This is a genomic window from Amycolatopsis sp. cmx-11-32, assembly GCF_047608695.1.
Taxonomy (GTDB): domain Bacteria; phylum Actinomycetota; class Actinomycetes; order Mycobacteriales; family Pseudonocardiaceae; genus Amycolatopsis.
Map to the genome: position 1 here is coordinate 121,236 of NZ_JADNQN010000004.1, position 16,712 is coordinate 137,947.

Annotated in this window: 16 protein-coding genes, 1 tRNA gene and 1 pseudogene; 9 read left to right on the forward strand and 9 right to left on the reverse strand. The window is 68.3% G+C overall.

Translation table 11 applies throughout. The annotated features are described in order from the left end of the window. The first annotated feature begins 114 nt into the window (after window positions 1-114). The 6 genes from ACM6LR_RS13015 to ACM6LR_RS13040 are packed head-to-tail and all read left to right on the forward strand — an operon-like array spanning window position 115 to window position 5,356. Window positions 115-1,716 carry an NAD-dependent epimerase/dehydratase family protein gene (locus ACM6LR_RS13015; protein ID WP_414943876.1) on the forward strand — a complete coding sequence of 534 codons (1,602 nt, stop codon included), beginning with the start codon at window positions 115-117 and terminating at the stop codon, window positions 1,714-1,716. Beyond that, a complete protein-coding gene (gene senB / locus ACM6LR_RS13020; protein WP_414943877.1) occupies window positions 1,713-2,693 on the forward strand; it encodes a selenoneine biosynthesis selenosugar synthase SenB in 981 nt (326 codons plus the stop codon). Before ACM6LR_RS13015 ends, senB begins: the two co-directional genes overlap by 4 nt. Beyond that, window positions 2,690-4,042 carry a YcaO-like family protein gene (locus ACM6LR_RS13025; protein ID WP_414939652.1) on the forward strand — a complete coding sequence of 451 codons (1,353 nt, stop codon included), beginning with the start codon at window positions 2,690-2,692 and terminating at the stop codon, window positions 4,040-4,042. The genes senB and ACM6LR_RS13025 overlap by 4 nt, the downstream gene beginning before the upstream one ends. A gap of 9 nt (window positions 4,043-4,051) precedes the next feature. After that, the gene (locus ACM6LR_RS13030; protein ID WP_414939653.1) at window positions 4,052-4,747 is read left to right on the forward strand and encodes a TfuA-like protein; all 696 of its coding nucleotides are present in this window, start codon (window positions 4,052-4,054) and stop codon (window positions 4,745-4,747) included. Continuing rightward, the gene (locus ACM6LR_RS13035) at window positions 4,744-4,890 is read left to right on the forward strand and encodes a hypothetical protein (RefSeq protein ID WP_414939654.1); all 147 of its coding nucleotides are present in this window, start codon (window positions 4,744-4,746) and stop codon (window positions 4,888-4,890) included. Before ACM6LR_RS13030 ends, ACM6LR_RS13035 begins: the two co-directional genes overlap by 4 nt. 58 nt (window positions 4,891-4,948) lie before the next feature. Beyond that, complete coding sequence (locus ACM6LR_RS13040; RefSeq protein WP_414939655.1) at window positions 4,949-5,356, forward strand: VOC family protein; 408 nt, start codon at window positions 4,949-4,951, stop codon at window positions 5,354-5,356. A 123-nt stretch (window positions 5,357-5,479) separates the two neighbouring features. On the opposite strand, the gene ACM6LR_RS13045 is transcribed toward ACM6LR_RS13040, so the two are convergent. Continuing rightward, window positions 5,480-6,037 (reverse strand): helix-turn-helix domain-containing protein, encoded by a 558-nt coding sequence (locus ACM6LR_RS13045; RefSeq protein ID WP_414939656.1) that lies wholly within the window; start codon window positions 6,035-6,037, stop codon window positions 5,480-5,482. 77 nt (window positions 6,038-6,114) lie between these two features. Here ACM6LR_RS13045 and ACM6LR_RS13050 point away from each other — a divergent pair. Then, window positions 6,115-7,248: pseudogene (locus ACM6LR_RS13050) on the forward strand (MFS transporter); the annotation flags it as partial. Window positions 7,249-7,838: 590 nt separating this feature from the next. On the opposite strand, the gene ACM6LR_RS13055 reads toward ACM6LR_RS13050, so the two are convergent. The 4 genes from ACM6LR_RS13055 to glp all read right to left on the reverse strand — a co-directional run bounded on the left by ACM6LR_RS13055 (window position 7,839) and on the right by glp (window position 10,887). After that, a tRNA-Ala gene (locus ACM6LR_RS13055) sits at window positions 7,839-7,911 on the reverse strand. Window positions 7,912-7,982: 71 nt separating this feature from the next. Further along, window positions 7,983-8,783 carry a gephyrin-like molybdotransferase receptor GlpR gene (glpR, locus tag ACM6LR_RS13060; RefSeq protein ID WP_414939759.1) on the reverse strand — a complete coding sequence of 267 codons (801 nt, stop codon included), beginning with the start codon at window positions 8,781-8,783 and terminating at the stop codon, window positions 7,983-7,985. A 161-nt stretch (window positions 8,784-8,944) separates the two neighbouring features. Continuing rightward, entirely contained in the window at window positions 8,945-9,616 is a 672-nt protein-coding gene (locus ACM6LR_RS13065; RefSeq protein WP_414939760.1) for a GNAT family N-acetyltransferase, read from the reverse strand. Further along, the gene (gene glp / locus ACM6LR_RS13070; RefSeq protein ID WP_005155621.1) at window positions 9,616-10,887 is read right to left on the reverse strand and encodes a gephyrin-like molybdotransferase Glp; all 1,272 of its coding nucleotides are present in this window, start codon (window positions 10,885-10,887) and stop codon (window positions 9,616-9,618) included. Before glp ends, ACM6LR_RS13065 begins: the two co-directional genes overlap by 1 nt. Window positions 10,888-11,105: 218 nt before the next feature. On the opposite strand from glp, the gene ACM6LR_RS13075 reads away from it, so the two are divergent. Both ACM6LR_RS13075 and ACM6LR_RS13080 read left to right on the forward strand, forming a co-directional pair. Next, window positions 11,106-11,678, forward strand: a complete 573-nt coding sequence (locus ACM6LR_RS13075) for a 5-formyltetrahydrofolate cyclo-ligase (RefSeq protein ID WP_414944027.1) — start codon at window positions 11,106-11,108, stop codon at window positions 11,676-11,678. A gap of 31 nt (window positions 11,679-11,709) precedes the next feature. Next, on the forward strand, window positions 11,710-13,083 hold the full coding sequence (locus ACM6LR_RS13080; protein ID WP_414939761.1) for a UTP--glucose-1-phosphate uridylyltransferase: 1,374 nt from the start codon (window positions 11,710-11,712) through the stop codon (window positions 13,081-13,083). Here ACM6LR_RS13080 and ACM6LR_RS13085 read toward each other — a convergent pair. The 4 genes from ACM6LR_RS13085 to ACM6LR_RS13100 form a co-directional block, all read right to left on the reverse strand. Then, the gene (locus tag ACM6LR_RS13085) at window positions 13,080-13,802 is read right to left on the reverse strand and encodes a class I SAM-dependent methyltransferase (RefSeq protein WP_414939762.1); all 723 of its coding nucleotides are present in this window, start codon (window positions 13,800-13,802) and stop codon (window positions 13,080-13,082) included. The genes ACM6LR_RS13080 and ACM6LR_RS13085 overlap by 4 nt on opposite strands. Then, the gene (locus ACM6LR_RS13090) at window positions 13,795-15,975 is read right to left on the reverse strand and encodes an MMPL family transporter (RefSeq protein WP_414943878.1); all 2,181 of its coding nucleotides are present in this window, start codon (window positions 15,973-15,975) and stop codon (window positions 13,795-13,797) included. The genes ACM6LR_RS13085 and ACM6LR_RS13090 overlap by 8 nt, the downstream gene beginning before the upstream one ends. 114 nt (window positions 15,976-16,089) lie before the next feature. After that, window positions 16,090-16,359: a hypothetical protein gene (locus ACM6LR_RS13095; RefSeq protein WP_414939764.1), complete on the reverse strand. Its 270-nt coding sequence runs from the start codon at window positions 16,357-16,359 to the stop codon at window positions 16,090-16,092. Continuing rightward, window positions 16,356-16,697 (reverse strand): ArsR/SmtB family transcription factor, encoded by a 342-nt coding sequence (locus ACM6LR_RS13100; protein WP_414939765.1) that lies wholly within the window; start codon window positions 16,695-16,697, stop codon window positions 16,356-16,358. The genes ACM6LR_RS13095 and ACM6LR_RS13100 overlap by 4 nt, the downstream gene beginning before the upstream one ends. Window positions 16,698-16,712 lie beyond the last annotated feature (15 nt).

Consider the following 16,712-nt stretch of genomic DNA (forward strand, 5'->3'; position numbering starts at 1 on the left):
CCCATTCGCAGCATGGGAGAAGAGGATGTCGTATGAGCACTGCCACACTTTTCCGGTGCGTGAAAAAGACGGTGGGGGTTGTCGATGACCGAGATACGGGTGAGGGGTGCCGTCATGGCACATCCCCGGCGCAGGGAAGAAGCGGAAGCGCTCGCGCGGCTCGATCCCGCCGGCGCGACGCGGGTCGTGTTGGACCCCGAACCGGATGGTCCACCGATGGCCGCGCGCACCACGAAACTGGCCTGGAGCAGTGTTCCCGACGACGCGACGCACTTTCTCGTCCTGCAGGACGATGTCCAGCTCGCCGACGGCTTCTTCGAGCACGCGCGGAAAGCGGCCGAGCGGTTGCCGGATGACGCGATCGCTTTCTACACCAACTGGAATTCCCGCAACGGCGCGGCCGTGCGGATGGCGGCGGCGGCGGGGGCGGACTGGGCGACGGCGGTCAACGAATACGCGCCCTGTCTCGCGCTGATGCTTCCCGCGGAAGTCGCCCGCGGCTATGCGGGTTACGCGGTCCGAAACCGGGACGGCTGGCCCTGCGACGTACTGATGTTCCGTTATCTCAAAGCGCTGGAAGTGCCCATCCGCATCGCGGTGCCGAACACCGTCGAGCATTCCGGCCTGCCCAGCGTCGCCGGAAACGATGCTCACGGCCTGAGGCGTTCCGCGTGCTTTTCGGGCACCGCCCCTTCGACGGCCGGTGACGTGGTCGCCGAGCACGAAGTGATCCCTTTTCACAAACACCTGACCTCCGAATGCGCCGTGCGCGGCGACAGGTACTGGGAGTACCTCGGAACAGAACGGTTCCTGCGGCGATCGGGGATTTCGCCGCAGGAGTGCAGAACCGAATTCGAGCGCGGGGTGGACCTGTCCGAAGCCGCCTGGCAGACCTGGCTGACCGCGTTCACCATGGGTCTGTCCACTGTGGAACACAGCGGTGCCGCCCTTGATCAGGCGCTCGCGACCATCGGCCCGGGTGGCTTGTGCGATCAGCTCCTCGCGTCCGAAATCGAGGCGATCACGCCTTCGCACCACGACGTCGCCGTGTGGGGGTTCGCCGCGGGACGCCACCGAGCGGCCCGTCCTCGCCGTCCGCGCGGGGGGACCGGGATCCAGGTCGCGATCACCGGCTCGGGCGGCACACTCACCGAGCACCTGTGCGGGTTGCTGGCCGATCTCGGCCACGAAATCGTCGACAGCGCGAGGGCTTCCGACGAGACGAGGCTCGTTCACCTCGGTGATATGGCGGATCCCGGCGACGTCTTCTGCGCGATCGTCGACACCGGACCTCGCGAGCACGTCCTGCGGTTCGCGACGCCGATCGGCCCGCACGCGTCGACGGAAACCCTGGTGGCGCACTGGATCCAGCTGGCCTGGACCCGGCAGGCCCTTCCGGTCGATCCCGACCGCGTCCACCAGTTCACCGATGTCCGTGACATGGCGAGCGCGATCGACGCGGTGCTGACCGGGGGACCCGTCGCGCCGGTGTACGACATCGCGACGGCGACGCTCACCGGGAACGAACTGGCGAAAGTCATCTGCGCAGCGGTCCGCGCCGTCCCGGCCGAGCACGTCACGTCGGCGTCCGGGACACCCGTGATGAAACTGGGCCTGGCCGCGGCGGAACTCGGCTGGACGGCCACCATCCCGCCCGACGAAGCCGTCCGCGCCTTCGGCAAATGGCTCGCCTACGACACGGACTGTGTCCGATGAGGATCCTCGTCGCGGGCCCCGTCCCCGAAGCCAGCGATTACGGCAACGGTGTCACGGCGCGCCGCTGGGCACATCTGCTGCGGGACCTCGGGCACGACGTCCGGGTCGTCCAGGACTACGAAGGTGGGCAGTACGACCTGCTCGTCGCGTTGCACGCACGCAAAAGCGAGGCCGCGATCCGCGCCTTCGCCGCCGAACACCCGGACGCGCCGATCGTCATCGCGTTGACCGGCACGGACCTCTACCCGGATCTGGTCACCGGAGGCGTCGACCTGAAGCTGCTCGAACGCGCCGTGCGGATCGTCGTCCTGCAGCCACAAGGACTTCTGCAGGTGCCGCTCGCCTTACGCGGCCGCACCAAGGTGATCACCCAGTCGATGCCGCCGATTTCGGGCGAGGCACCGTCGGAGGACCGCTTCGAGATCGCGTTCTTGGCGCACGCCAGGCCGGTCAAGGATCCGCTACGGCTGAGCGAGGCGGTGCGGAAACTGCCGTCGTCGTCGCGGATCACCGTGACCCACGTCGGCGGCGTGCGCGAGGACGACATCGGCGGGCGGCTGCGTGCCGAGTCCACGGAGAACCCGCGCTATTCGTGGCTCGGCCCGTTGCCGCGGCCGGAAGCACTCGCCGTGCTCGCCCGCAGTCGTCTGCTGGTACTCACGTCGCTGCACGAGGGCGGGGCGAACGTCGTCACCGAAGCACTTGCCGCCGGGGTGCCGATCGTCTCCACCCGCATCCCCGGTTCGGTCGGGCTGCTCGGTGAGGACTATGCCGGTTACTTCCCCGTCGGCGACACCGACGCGCTCGCCGCCGTGCTCGACGCGGTCGAGCACGACCGCGACGGGCTTTACACGCAATTGCGGTGGCAGTGCGCCGCCCGCCGCGCTTCGGTCGATCCGGAGCGCGAAACCGAGTCATGGGAACGACTGCTCGCCGAAGCGGTCCCAGCGAACGCCGGATACGAGGGAGTGCGATGAAACTCAGGAAGAGCGTTCCGAAGGTCGGGGGCGGTGGGGTGCACCGCGAGTTCACCGCCGAACAGACCTACGCGCGGATCGAGCCGCATCTGCGGCGCGCCGGGGTGACCCGGGTCGCGGAGATCACCTGGCTCGACCGGGTCGGCATCCCGGTCTACAACGCCATCGCGCCACGCTCCAACGACATCATCTCGGTCTACAACGGCAAGGGCCTGACCAACACCGACGCCAGGACGTCCGCGGCGATGGAGGCGATCGAGCGGTTCTCCGCCGCCCTGCCGGTGCGGCCGCAGGTCATCGCGTCCTACGAGGAACTGGTCGCCGAAGGCCGTACGGTGCTGGACCCGCGCGAGAACAACGCGGAGCTTTCCGCGCACTACCGTGACGCTCTCCCGATCTCGTGGGTCGAGGCGTACGACCTGATGAACGAGGAGTCGATCCTCATCCCGCAGGCATCCGCCGTCTACGGGCTGAAGTTCCACGAACCTCCCTGCTACAAGGTGCTTTCCACCAACGGCCTCGCGTCCGGCAACAGTCTCGAAGAGTCGATCTGCCACGCGCTCACCGAACTCATCGAACGCGATTCGATGACCAACGCCGAACTCGTGAGCAGCCAGCTCGCGCAGGTGCTGGAAAAGGGCATCTTCGTCGAGCCGCAGCCCGAGCACATCACGTCGTACCTGCGTGAGCTGCATCCGCACGTCGACCTGGAAACACTGCCGCCGCTCGCGAAGTCCCTCGTGGACAAGTTCCACGACGCCGGTTTGAAGATGCGGATCGTGCACATCACCTCGGATCTGGAGATCCCGAGCTTCCTGGCCGCCACCTCGGAGGACCTCGGCCCGACGACGTCACAGGGGCACGGCGGTTTCGGCACGCATCCCGACGCGAACGTCGCGCTCATCCGTGCCATCACCGAATGCGCGCAGGGGCGCGCCGTCGACATCCAGGCGATGCGCGAGGACATCCGGCTCCCGACCGAGAACGTGTCCAAGTACCAGAACCACGTCCAGCGGTCGGCGACCATCGACAAGGGCGCGTGGGCCTGGCAGCCGATGCGCAAACAGGTCGCGTTCGACGAGATCCCGTCGTGGACGACCGACGACGTGATGACCGACATCAAGCTGATCCTCGACCGCCTCCGCGCCGTGGGTATCGACCGCGCGCTCACCGTCGACCTCTCGCCGCCGGGGATCCCGGTCAGCGTCGTGCGGGTGATCGTGCCGCGGCTCGAATCGTGGGCCGTCGACCACTGCAAGATCGGCCCGCGCGGCGCGGCGGTCTGGAACGACACGCTGCTGGAACTGTCCGCCCGCATCCGGGAAGCCGAACTTTCCAAGCCCGCTTAGGAGATCGTCATGCGCGCAGTGGTTTTCATCGGCCCGAGCATCGATCTCGAGTCGGCTTCGGCCGAACTCGACGTCGAGTTCCTGCCGCCGGTCAAACGAGGCGACCTCGCCGAACTGCTGGCCCGGCCGGAACCGCCGGAGGCCATCGGCATCGTGGACGGGCGCTTCCTGCAGAGCCTCTGTATCTCACCGAAGGAGGTGCTCGAGGCGATGGATCGCGGTGTCACGATGTTCGGTTCGTCGAGCATGGGCGCCCTGCGGGCGGCGGAATGCTCGCCGTTCGGCATGGTCGGCGTCGGCAAGATCTACGAGGAGTACTTCTCCGGCCGGATCGACGCCGACGACGAGGTCGCCGTCACCTACGACGAGGAGAACCTCTCGGCGTTGTCGGAACCGATGGTCAACATGCGGTTCGCCATCGCCGCCGGCATCGAAGAGGGCGCGTTCGCCCCCGAGACGGGGGAGCGGTACCTCGAGATCGCCAAGGAGCTGTACTTCCCGCAGCGCGTCAACCGCACCGTGCTCATGCTGCTGCGCCGGGAACTCCCGGAGGACGAGTACGACAGGATCGCCGCCTTCTTCGCCGGCGGGGCCCCCGACACGAAACGTGAGGACGCCTTGGCGCTCCTCGCGGCGATGCGGGACTTCCTCGACCCGGCGGCCAAACCGCAGATCAAATCCGTCGACGACCGAGGTGCGCTGTGACCATCGACCCCACCCTTGCCCCGCTGTCCGGCTTCAGCCCCGAACAGCTCGAACGGTTCCTGGAGGCCGTGCGGACGTCGTCCGAGGGCGTCCAGGGCACCCTCGAGTCCCTGACCATGACGATCATGACTTCGATCGAGTGACCCGAGGCGATCAGGAATCGAGAAGCGCCGGACCGCGGCCTCACCTAGCGTGACCGGCATGGACATCAGCATTCACGGGAGCTTCCTCCCGCAGACCGACCCCGAAGCCGCACTGGCGTTCTACCGCGATCTCCTGGGCTTCGAGGTGCGCAACGACGTCGGCTACGACGGGATGCGCTGGCTCACCGTCGGCCCGCCGGGGCAGCCCGTGTCGATCGTGCTGCACCCGCCTGCCGTCGACCCCGGCATCACCGACGACGAGCGCCGTGTCATCGGCGAGATGATGGCCAAGGGCACCTACGCGGGCATCCTGTTCTCCTCGGACGATCTCGACGGCCTCTTCAAGCACCTCGCCGAGGCGGGCGCCGAGATCATCCAGGAGCCGACCGACCAGCCGTACGGCCTGCGCGACGGCGCCGTCCGCGACCCGTCCGGGAACCTGATCCGTATCCAACAGCGCGTCTGAAAGCTGAAGGGCGGAGCTGAGGGGCTTACTCGAAAGGTGACACTCCGCCATCGTGAGGTGGATGACCAGGTAGCGTCCTGCTGACGTCGATCGCGGTCGCGGGTTCACCGGAAGACACTGACGTCACCGGGTGCGGACGCGGACGCGGATCCGCTCGCCCTGCCTGCCGAAGAGGCTGAGCACCTCGACCCGCCCGCGGCCGGTGGCGCCGAACCAGTGCGGCGTCCGGCAGTCGAACTCGGCCGCCTCGCCGGGACCGAGCACGACGTCCTGGTCGCCGAGCACCAGCCGGAGCCTGCCGCGCAGCACGTAGAGCCACTCGCGGCCGGTATGCGTCCGCGTCCGGGGTTCGTCGTCGCCGGCCGGGATCGTCATCTTGTAGGCGTGGGGCCCGTCCTCGTGCCGGGTGAGCGGGATGAGGATCCGGCCGTCCGCGGGCGGTTCGAGCACTCTCGGTGAGGACACGATCTCATCGACGCGCAGGCCCAGCGCGGCGATGACCGGCAAGAGCAGCTCGAGGCTCGGCTTGCGCTGCCTGGATTCGAGCCGGGACAGGGTGCTGGTGGAGATGCCGGTGGCGCGGCTGAGCTCCACCAGCGTCACCCCCTTCTTCTCGCGGGCGTGGCGCAGCCGGGGTGCGATCAGCTCGATCGCCGCGGCGACGGCGGGTTGGCTCTCCATTCCGCCAGCACAGCAGTCCGTCCCGATTCCGGCAAAGTTCTTTGCCGAAACCGCCAGAAGCTTCGGATGCTGGCGCCATGACCGAAACCCCACGGCTCCCCGCCGGCGTCTACCTCCTCGCTTTCAGCCTGTTCGCGATGGGAAGCGCCGAGTTCCTGATGGCCGGGGTCCTGCCCTCGGCCGCCACGGACCTCGGCGTCTCCCTGTCGTCCGCGGGCGCGCTCATCACCGCGTTCGCGCTCGGCGTCGTCCTCGGCGGACCGCCGTTCGCCGTGCTCAGCCTGAAGTGGCCACGGCGCACCGCGCTGATGACCACGCAACTGGTGTTCGCCGCCGCGATCGCGGCGGGCCTGCTCGCCGACGACTACTGGTTCCTGTTGGTCACCAGGTTCATAGCCGGCCTCGCCTACGCCGGCTTTTTCGCCGTCGCCGCCGTGACCGCGATCAGCCTGGTGACCCCCGACCGCAACGCCCGGGCCTCGGGCGTCGTCGTCGCCGGACTCGGCGTCGCCATGGTGGCCGGGGGACCGGTGGGCACCCTGCTCAGTAACCTCACGGACTGGACCGGCGGCTTCTGGGGCGTCGTGGTGCTCACGGTCGTGGGCATGGTCGCCTGCGCCGTCGGCCTGCCCGCCACTTCGTCGTCGGTCCCGAGCCTCTCCGGCGAACTGCGCGCGATGCGTTCTTGGCGCCTGTGGGGCGTCTACGCGATCACGATCCTGAGCACCGCCGCGTACATGGTGTCGTTCAACTACTTGTCGGCGATGTTGGCGGACGTCCTTCCCGCCGTCTGGATCCCCGCCGTCCTCGCGCTGTTCGGAATCGGCGCCTTCGCCGGTCTGGCCGTCGGCGGCCGGATCTCCGACCGGCGCCCGCACCACGCGCTGCTCGTCGGCGTCCTCGGCATCGCGGTGTTCTCGGCACTGCTCGCTCTCTTCGCCACTTCGGCCTGGGTTGTCGTGCCGCTGGTCTTCCTGCTGGGTATCGCGGCTTTCGTGGTCAACCCGGCGCTCTACGGGCGGGTGTTCGCCATCGCCGGTTCCGCCCCGACCCTCGCCGGTGCCACCACGGTGTCGGCCTTCCAGCTGGGCATCAGCCTGACTCCGGCCTTCGCCGCCGGGGCGCTGAACCTGGGCGCTTCACTGACCGTCATCCCGTGGATCGGCGCCGCCCTGGCCCTGGTCGCCGTCCCGCTCGTGCTCCTCGATCGCTCACATGCTCGCCTCTGGGCGAGCAGCGAGCCAGGCCTTGAACACCTGCTTTGAGCGGCCCTCGACCATGTCGAGGAGTGCCGATGTGTTGACCCACCTCGACCATCCTGGCACCAGCACGGCCGACACGATTCTCAGCGGCGGACCCCAACGTCACGGCTCCGCTCCCGGGTGGAGCCCCCCCAACGACAGCAAGAGGGGTGGCCCAAGACCCCAGGTCCAGGCCCGCGGCTACACCCTCAATGGCGAAGAGCCGACAAAGGTAACCAACCTACTCGGTGTCAGCTCGCAGAAGAGGTGCTCGTCATCTTGCCGCCTTAGAGGAGTCCAATGCGGGAATTGGGGATTCTCTGGTTCTGGAGAAGTGCCGCGACCTGATCACATATTTGCTGGACGAAGTCTTTGCCGATGCGGAGCGGTCGAGGTTGGCAGATTTCGACCTGCCCCTTCAGAACGCGTCACGTTGGAGATCACGAGCGGCGCTCAAGAAGCTCGACGACAGCTTGCAATGATCTGCTGCTGTACTTCGCTGCTGTACGGGTAGTAAAAAGGCCCTTCCCGAATCCCCGGAAAGGGCCTTTGAGCTGCTGTGGAGCTGAGGGGAATCGAACCCCTGACCTTCTCGATGCGAACGAGACGCGCTACCAACTGCGCTACAGCCCCTGGTGAAACGTGCCCCTCGTTTGGGGCTCCATGAGCGTATCAGTGGCTCATGGAGCCCCAAACGAGGGGGGTCACTCTCCGGAGGCCCGGCGGAATGGCCTGGTCCCGGGCTCGTCGAGCTCGTGGAAGGCCGGGTCCTCGTCGTCGAGGTCGACGACGACGGCTTGGCGCCGGAGGCGGGACATCGGGGACGGCTTGCGTTCCACGACTTCCGGGCGTTCGGTGGCGACGACCTCGATGTTGTCGTGCGGTTCGTCGTCGGCGATCGGCGGTTGGCGTGGGCCGCGAGTGTTGTTGTAGCGGGCGAGGCGGCGCTGCCGGATGTCGTCCTCGATGCGGACCTGGCGGCGCAGGTACGCGAGGTAGCCGATGAGGACGGCGTCGACGATACCGTTGGCCCACCAGATCATCGGGGTCAGGAAGCCGGCGACGGCCGCCGTGGTGACCACGAGTACCAGGAGCGAGATCACGATCCGCTGCCGGAACGCGTACTTGGCGCGTGCGGCGATGTCGGCCGCCTCGGGGTCGAATCCGCCTCGGCCTGGCCGGTAGCCCGCGCCTTGGCGTTCTTTTTCGGTTTGCGGCCCGCGCGAGGGCTGGGGAAGCGGTTCGGCTTCCCGTTCCTCGTCTTCGAGGTCGGCGTCGAGTTCCGCCTCGAGTTCGGCCAGGTCGTCTTCTACCGATGGTTCCGTGTTCTCCGCCATGGCGAACTCCTCCGGTCCCTCGTGGCGTGTGCTCCCGCTCCGCACGACTCGCGCCGCCAGGGCCGAGTCCGTCGTCCGCGCGACCTGCTGGCGCTTGCGAGCGACCATGGGCACGAGAACGACGAGCCATGCCGCTGCGAGCGCGACGATGATCACCGAACTGGGCATCTCCCGTCACCTCCCCCGATCCACTGCTGTAGTCACGCTAGCCACAACAGTCACACACGCCGCGCAGACTCGCCGGTTTCGATCACGGAAAATGCATCACCAAATTAGGTGAATCTCACAGTTTGTGGTAACGCGGTCACTGGAACGACCCGGTGATGGGCTCAAACGCGCTCGGCGAGGCCTTTCGCGACGAGCCGGGACACCAGTCCGTCACCGGTCTCTTCCTTGGTGACGGCGTAGCAGAAGTGGTCCCGCCAGCCGCCCGCGACGTCGAGGTAGCGCTCGAAAAGACCCTCTTGCCGGTAGCCCACCTTGCCGAGAACCCGCAGGCTGGGGGTGTTTTCGGGGCGGACGGTCGCCTCGAGCCGGTGCAGGCCGCCGAAATCGAAGACATGGTCGGTGACAAGTGCGACGGCGCCGGTCGCGACGCCGCCGCGGACGATGTCCGATGACACCCAGTAACCGATCCAGGCCGACCGGAGCGACGCCCGGATGACATTACCCACAGTGATCTGTCCGGCGAAGCGTCCATCCACCGTGATGGTGAACGGAAGACACTGTCCGCGCCGGGCCAAGCCCCGCAAAGCCATCCATTGCGACGGCCACGACCAGAACGCGTTGCGATCCGGCCACGGTCCGATACCGGTCGGTTCCCACATCTCGAGGTGTTCGCGGTCCCGCAGCCGGACGCGGCTCCACTCGCCGGCGTCCCGCAGCCTGACCGGCCGCACGGCGAGGATTCCGGCTGGCACCCGGAGCGGCCCGAGTTTCGCGGGCCAGCCAGGGTGCCTGCTCTCGATCGGATACGCGACGCCGGAGATCGGTGCGCCCATTACGCCCGCTGGGCCAGGAAGGTCACCTTGACCTGCTCGCCCGCGGCGACCTCGGTGAGGTCTTCGTCGATGTTGATCAGGCAGTTCGCCTCGGCCAGCGACGCGAGCAGGTGCGCGCCGGAGGTGCCGAGCGGCTGCACCAGGTACTCGCCGTTGCCCTCGTCGCGCAGCAGTTGCCCGCGCAGGAATCCTTTGCGCCCCTTGGTCGAGGTGATCGGGGAGAGCAGCCGCGCGCCGACGATCCGGCGGTGCGGGTTGCGGGTGCCGCGCGCGGCGCGGATGAGCGGGCGGACCAGGACCTCGAACACGACGAGCGCGCTCATCGGGTTGCCGGGGATCAGGAACGTCGGCACCGAATCGGGGCCGAGCCTGCCGAAGCCCTGCACCGAACCGGGGTGCATGGCGACGCGGGTCATGTCGATATGGCCGAGGTCGGACAGCGCCGCGTGCACCTCGTCGCCCGCGCTTCCGCCGGCACCGCCCGCGACGACGACGATCTCCGACATCAGCAGACGGCCTTCGACGATTTCGCGCAGCCGTTTCGGATCGCCGGGGACGATGCCGACGCGGCTCACCTCGGCGCCCGCGTCCCGCGCGGCCGCGGACAGCGCGTAGGAGTTGACGTCGTAGACCTGCCCGACCGACGGGGTGCGGTCGATGTCGACCAGTTCGTCGCCGACGGACACGATCGAAACCCGCGGCCGCGGGTACACCAGCACCTTCGCCCGGCCGACGGCGGCGAGCAGGCCGACCTGCGCCGAGCCGATGGTGTCGCCCTTGCGGACGGCGACGTCGCCGATCTGCACGTCCTCGCCGGTCCGGCGCACGTAACCGGCGGACGGCACCGACTTGTGCACGGTGACCTTGGCCTGGTGGCCGTCGGTGTAGGCGGTCGGGACGACGGCGTCGGCGAGCGTGGGCAGCGGCGCGCCGGTGTCGACCCGCACGGCCTGGCCCGGCTGTAGCCGCCGCGGCTGGCGTGAACCGGCGGCGATCTCGCCGACCACCGGCAACTGCACCGGCTCCTGGCCGGCGGTGCGGACGTCGACGCTTCGTACCGCGTAACCGTCGACGGCGGCCTGGTCGAAACCGGGCAGCGCGTGCTCGGCGACGACCTCTTCGGCGCACAGGAGGCCTTGGGCCTCGGAGATGGCGACCCGGACCGGGCGCGGGCGTACCGCGGCGTCCAGGGTCAGCGCGATCTGATCCTCGACGGAACGGAACTGTCCCGCGTCTTCGGTCTCGGCCGCTTCGGCGATGGGCTCCGTCATGACTGGGGGATCTCGATCCGTTCGTTCGACCAGGCACGCGATGAAGGCCCGTCGGTGAACTGAAGTTCACCACCGTTACCAGGGGTGATGCGGCCCGAAGTCAGGGAAATCGCCCGATCGGGCAAGCTCCTCGTCGTCCGTGCCGCCGGGGTGGTCGCTGCGCCTGTCATAGGCGTGAAGCCTAACCTGACCACGTGGGCAAGCCCGGCAATGAACACCTGAGCAAAGCGGAGTGGCGTTCCCGGATAACCGCCGAACGGCGTTCACAGGTGTCGGAGGATCGGGCTCGGGAGGCGGTGTCGCTGGCCGCCGCGGCCGCCCCGCTGCCGGGTGCGGTCGTCTGCGCGTACGTGCCGTTCGGGACCGAACCGGGCTCGACGCTGCTCCTTGATCAACTTCTCGACCAGGGCAAACGTGTCCTGCTGCCGATCGTGCCCGACGAGCCGGGGCCGCTCGGCTGGGCCGCTTACGAAGGCCCCTCGACGCTTGGGCCGGGACGGCTGCGCGGGCTGCTCGAACCGACGGGCCGTCGGCTCGGTCCCGACACGCTGGGGACCGCCGACCTGGTGCTGATCCCCGCGCTCGCCGTCGACGACGAAGGCGTCCGGCTCGGTCGGGGTGCCGGATATTACGACCGGTCACTCTCCTTCGCCGCGCCGGACGCCGCGCTGATCGCCGTCGTCCGGGACGCCGAACTCGTCCGCGCCCTGCCCGCGGAACCGCACGACGTCCGGATGACCGGTGTGCTGACCCCGGACCAGGGCGTGGCCCCGCGGCCGGTAATACACTGACGCCCCGACGCAGTGGTTCAGAAAGGGCACAATGAGCTCTGACGCGCACCTGTCCGATCGTTACGCCGAGACGCTGGCGAAAATGCGTTCCGCGGGAGCGCACGCCATGGAACTGGCGGCCCTGCGACGGCGGCTCGAGCAGCTGTCCGAACCCGGCGCCGGTGAATTGCCGGGGAACGAACTCGAACCTCTCGGTGACATCAGCAGGCTGGTGGAGCTGCCCGAGCCGGACGCCGAAGAAGCGCGCCGGGTCCTGGACCGCACCGCCGTTCTCAAGCTCAACGGCGGTCTCGGCACGAGCATGGGGCTCACCGGGCCGAAATCGCTGCTGGAAATCAAACCGGGGAAGACGTTCCTCGACGTCATCGCGATGCAGGTGCTCTCCACCCGCAAGAAGTACAACGCGCGCCTTCCGCTGATCCTGATGAATTCGGCGGGCACCCGCGAGTCTTCGCTGGAGTCGCTCAAGAAGTATCCCGATCTCGCCGACGACGTCATCCCGGCCGACTTCCTGCAGGGGCGCGAACCGAAGATCACCGCCGACGGGAAGCCCGCCGAGTGGCCCGCGAACCCGGAGCTCGAATGGTGCCCGCCGGGGCACGGCGACATCTACATCGCGCTCGCGGTGAGCGGGATGCTCGATCTGCTGCTGGCGCAAGGCATCCGCTGGTGTTTCGTGTCCAACGCCGACAATCTCGGCGCGCTCCCGGACGCCCGGATCGCCGCGTGGCTCGGAGGCGAGGACATCCCGTTCGCGATGGAGACCGTGCTCGGCACCGCGGCCGACCGCAAGGGCGGGCACCTCGCGCGACGCGACGGCCGGATCGTCCTGCGCGAGTCCGCGCAGGTGCCCGACGGTGACGACTCGTTCGGCGATGTCGCGAAATGGCGCTTCTTCAACACCAACAACATCTGGTTCGACCTCGAACGCCTGAAGGCCTTGCAGGACGCCGACCCGGCCGCGCCGGAACTGCCGCTGATCGTGAACCGGAAGACCGTCGACCCGGCCGATTCGGCCAGCACGCCGGTGATCCAGCTCGAAACGGCGATGGGCGCGGCGATCGGTTCACTCGAGGGCGCGCGGGCCATCGAGATCCCGCGGACCCGGTTCGCCCCGGTCAAGACCACCGACGACCTGCTCGTCGTCCGCTCCGACGCGTACGTGCTCGACGACGGCGGGGAGATGATCCCCGAGTTCACCACCACCCCGCCGGTCGTGTCGCTGAGCAAGGAGTTCTACAAACTCCTGCCGGACTTCGACGCGCGCATCCCCGACGCCCCTTCGCTCAAGGAGTGCACGAGCCTCGAGGTGGACGGCGACGTCACTTTCGGGAAGAACGTCGTCGTCCGGGGCGACGTGAAGATCACCGGTCCGAAAACCGTTCCGGACGGCGAAAACCTCTAGGCCCGCTGGGCGATGAACACGTACTCGCGTCCTGGACGGTCGGGGGCGTCCCGGACGTCCAGGACGCGGAAGCCGTGTTCCGCCAGCAAAGACTCCAGGTCTTCGCGCTCGCGGAACCACAGTTTCGAATCCGAGGTGACGACCTCGCCGTCTTCGAACCGGTAGCTGTACCGGAACGAGACGAACGGGAGGTCCACCTCGGTGACCTCGCGCCACTGCTCGACCTCGCCGACACCTGGGACGTCGATGGTGTCGTGCGCGGTGTCGGCCGCCCAGTCCTCCCAGGCGCGGCGATCAGGGCGCCGGATCTCGAAGACCAGATGCCCACCCGGCGCCAGCGCGGTGTGGACACCTTCGAGAGTCCGGCTCCATTCGCCGTCGGTCAGGAAGACCTGGGCCACGTTCCCGGTCATCACCGCGAGATCGGCGCCCGCCTCACCCACCGCTTTCGCGTCACCATGGATCCAGGTGATCTTCCCTTCCGGGTCCTTGGCCTTCGCGACCTCCAGCGACGCCTCGGCGGGATCGACCCCCACGACCTCGATCCCGCGTCCGGCGAGGAGAACGGCCAGGCAGCCGGTGCCGCAGCCGACGTCGAGCACTCTCTTCGCCCCGAGTTCGCCGATGATGGCGAGGTAGTGGTCCAGGTCGTCGCGAGCGCCGTCGAAGGCGTCGTAAATCGGTGCGAGCCGGGCGTGGGCGAAGAGCGCGTCAGGCATTCGGCGACGATAGTTCCGGGACACGCTCGGGGGCCACGGATTTACGGTGGGGCCGCCAGGCCCGTTCTCCCAGCAGCGCCAGGAAAGCGGGCAGCAACACCCCGCGGACCAGCGTGACGTCGATCAGCACGGCGACCGCCATCCCGACACCCATCATCTTGTACTCGATCGCGCTCAGCGTGATGAAGACGCTGAACACGCCGACCATGATCACCGCCGCGCTGCTGACCACCCCCGCGCTCGTGCCGGTGCCGCGGACGATCGCGGCCACGACGCCGTCGCCCCGGTGTTCGCGGATCCGGCTGAGGATGAAGATGTGGTAGTCCATGCTCAGCCCGAACAGCAGGACGAACATGAACATCGGCAGCCAGCCGACCACACCGCCGTAGGGCGTGAATCCCAGCGGGGAGGCGAAATGGCCGTCCTGGAAGATCCAGGTGAGCACGCCGTAGGCCGCGCCGATCGACAGCAGGTTGAGCACGATCGACACGAGTGACACCGCCAAGGACCGGAAGGCCAGCAGCAGCAACAAGAACGCGGCCAGCAGCACGAAACCGAAGACCAGTGGCATCCCCTCGATCACCCGGTCGGCGAAGTCGCGGGCGTTCGCCGTGCGGCCCGAAACCGCGAACTCGACGCCGTCGACCTCGCCGATCGTCGCGGGAAGCACCTCGGTGCGCAGTTTCGCCAGCGCGGCGTCGGCTTCCGGGTCGCGCCCCGACCCGGACAACGGAACCCGGACGACCACCGCTTCGCCGACGTCGGCGACGGCGATCGGTTTGTTGAGCACCCCACCGGTCTCGCCGATCCGGCGTTCGAGATCCGTGATCGCGGACCGCAGGGCCGGGCTGTCCACCGGGCCGCCGTTCTCGGCCGTCAGTACCACCGTCGCGGGATAGACGACCCCGGGGAAGGCTTGCTGGGTGCGGACGGCGGCGTCGATCGTCGCCATCGACCGCGGCAGGCTCTCCGCCGGCGTCGGATCCTGCAGGCGCATGCCGAGCGCGGGCAGCGTGAGCAGGATCAGCGACGCGGTCGCGAGCCCGCCCCACAGCGCGGGCCGCCGGGTGACCGCGCGGGCCGTCGCGGACCAGAACCGCGAGTTCTCCGCGGCGGTGCGCCGTTTGCCCAACCAGGGAATCCTGCCGCGGTCGACCTTGTCTCCCAGCAGTGAGAGCAGCGCGGGCAGCACGGTGACCGAGCCGAGCACGGCCAAGCCGACCACGAACGCCGTGCTGATCGCGAGCCCGGTGAAGTTGTCTAGTCCGGTGAGCACCAGCCCGCTCACGCACAGGACGACCGTGACGCCGGAGACGACCACGACCTGCCCGGACGTCTTCGCCGAGATCCGGATGGCGTCGTCGACGGAATGGCCTCGCGCGCGTTCTTCTCGTTGCCGCCGGAGGAAGAACAGCGAATAGTCGACGCCGACGGCCATCCCGATGAGCAGGGTGATCACCGTCGTCGCGCTGTTGATCGGGGTGAAGTCGTCGACGACGGAGAGGAACCCGAACGTCGCCGCGACACTCGTGCCCGCCAGCAGCAACGGGACCGACGCCGCGACCAGCGCCCCGAAGACGATCAGCAGGATCACCAGCGTCATCGGGAGGGAAAGGAACTCCGAGCGCTCGACGTCCTCCCGGATGCCCTTGTCGACCACGGACGACAGGCTGAGATCTCCGGACAGGCCCAACCGGACCGAGGGATGCCGGGCGGCGACCACGCCGACCTGCGCGGCCGCGGTCTCGAAGTTCGGGCGGATGTCCTTCTCCTCGCCGGCGATCGAAAAGCCGACGAGACCGGACGCGCCATCGGCCGAGATCCGCTCGGCGCCGTCGGAGGCCAGCGGTGATCGGACGTCGGTGACGGAGCCGGCTCGGGTGAGTGTGGTGACCAGGTCTTCGGTCGCCCGCCGGAGTTCTTCGTTCGCGGCGAACGGCGGTGAGCCGGGGTCCTTCGCCTCGATGAGGACGTTCTCTCGTAAGGGATCGAAGGTACTCTGGGCGTTCAAGGCGGTCTGCGCGCGGCCGGATTCGCCGGGATCGGTGCTCCGGCGGCCTTCGCCGTCCAGCAGCGTTCCTGACAGCAGGGCGATGACCACGAGGGCGACCCAGCCGACGAGGGTGAGCGCGCGGTGCCGCACGGACCAGGCGGCGATTCTTTCGGGCAGCATGAACTACAGTCCTTTGCGTGAAGGAGTGAGATGCCTCGGGCGAGGTTTTTGCTTCTTCTTTCCTGGGCCGTCGAGTTGCCGCTCGGCGGCCCAGGGTCTTTTCCCGGCCGGTGGTCAGTCGACCTCCTTGAGGATCCGTTCGACCGAGCCCACACTCTTCTGGAGATCCGCGAGGCGCCCGTCGAGTTCGGTGAGTTTGCGTTCGGTCTCTTCCTGCGCCTGGACGGCCTTTTCGGCGAGCCTGCGGTATTCCTGTTCACGCGCGAGCGCGCCCCTGGCCCGGATGGTCGCGCCGAACTGCCACACGACCACCGTGATCACCACGGTGAGGAACACGAAGATGCCGATCAGCCCGGCGACCTCCTGCCATTGATACCACTTCACGGTCGTTCCCCCTGATCGACGGTGTCCGGTGAGGTGAGCGTCGGGGCCGCGGCGGCGATGGTGTCCGGGCTCAACTCGACCAGGAACGGTTTCACCTCGTAGAACTTCATCGCCTTCCCGTCCTCCGACAGCTCCAGTGCGGCCGAAACGAGCCCGGCCGCCTCCAGCTTGCGCAGGTGGAGCTGCAACAACGCCCGGCTGATGCCGAGTTCTCGCGCCAGCTGGCTCACGTACGCGCGCTCCGCGCGGAGCGCCGCGACGATCCGCAGCCGGTGCGGATTCGCCAGTGCCCCCAGCAGCCGCAGCAGCTCGTCGCCGGAGGGTCCGGTGGCGGTCATGCCGAGCTCCTGCAC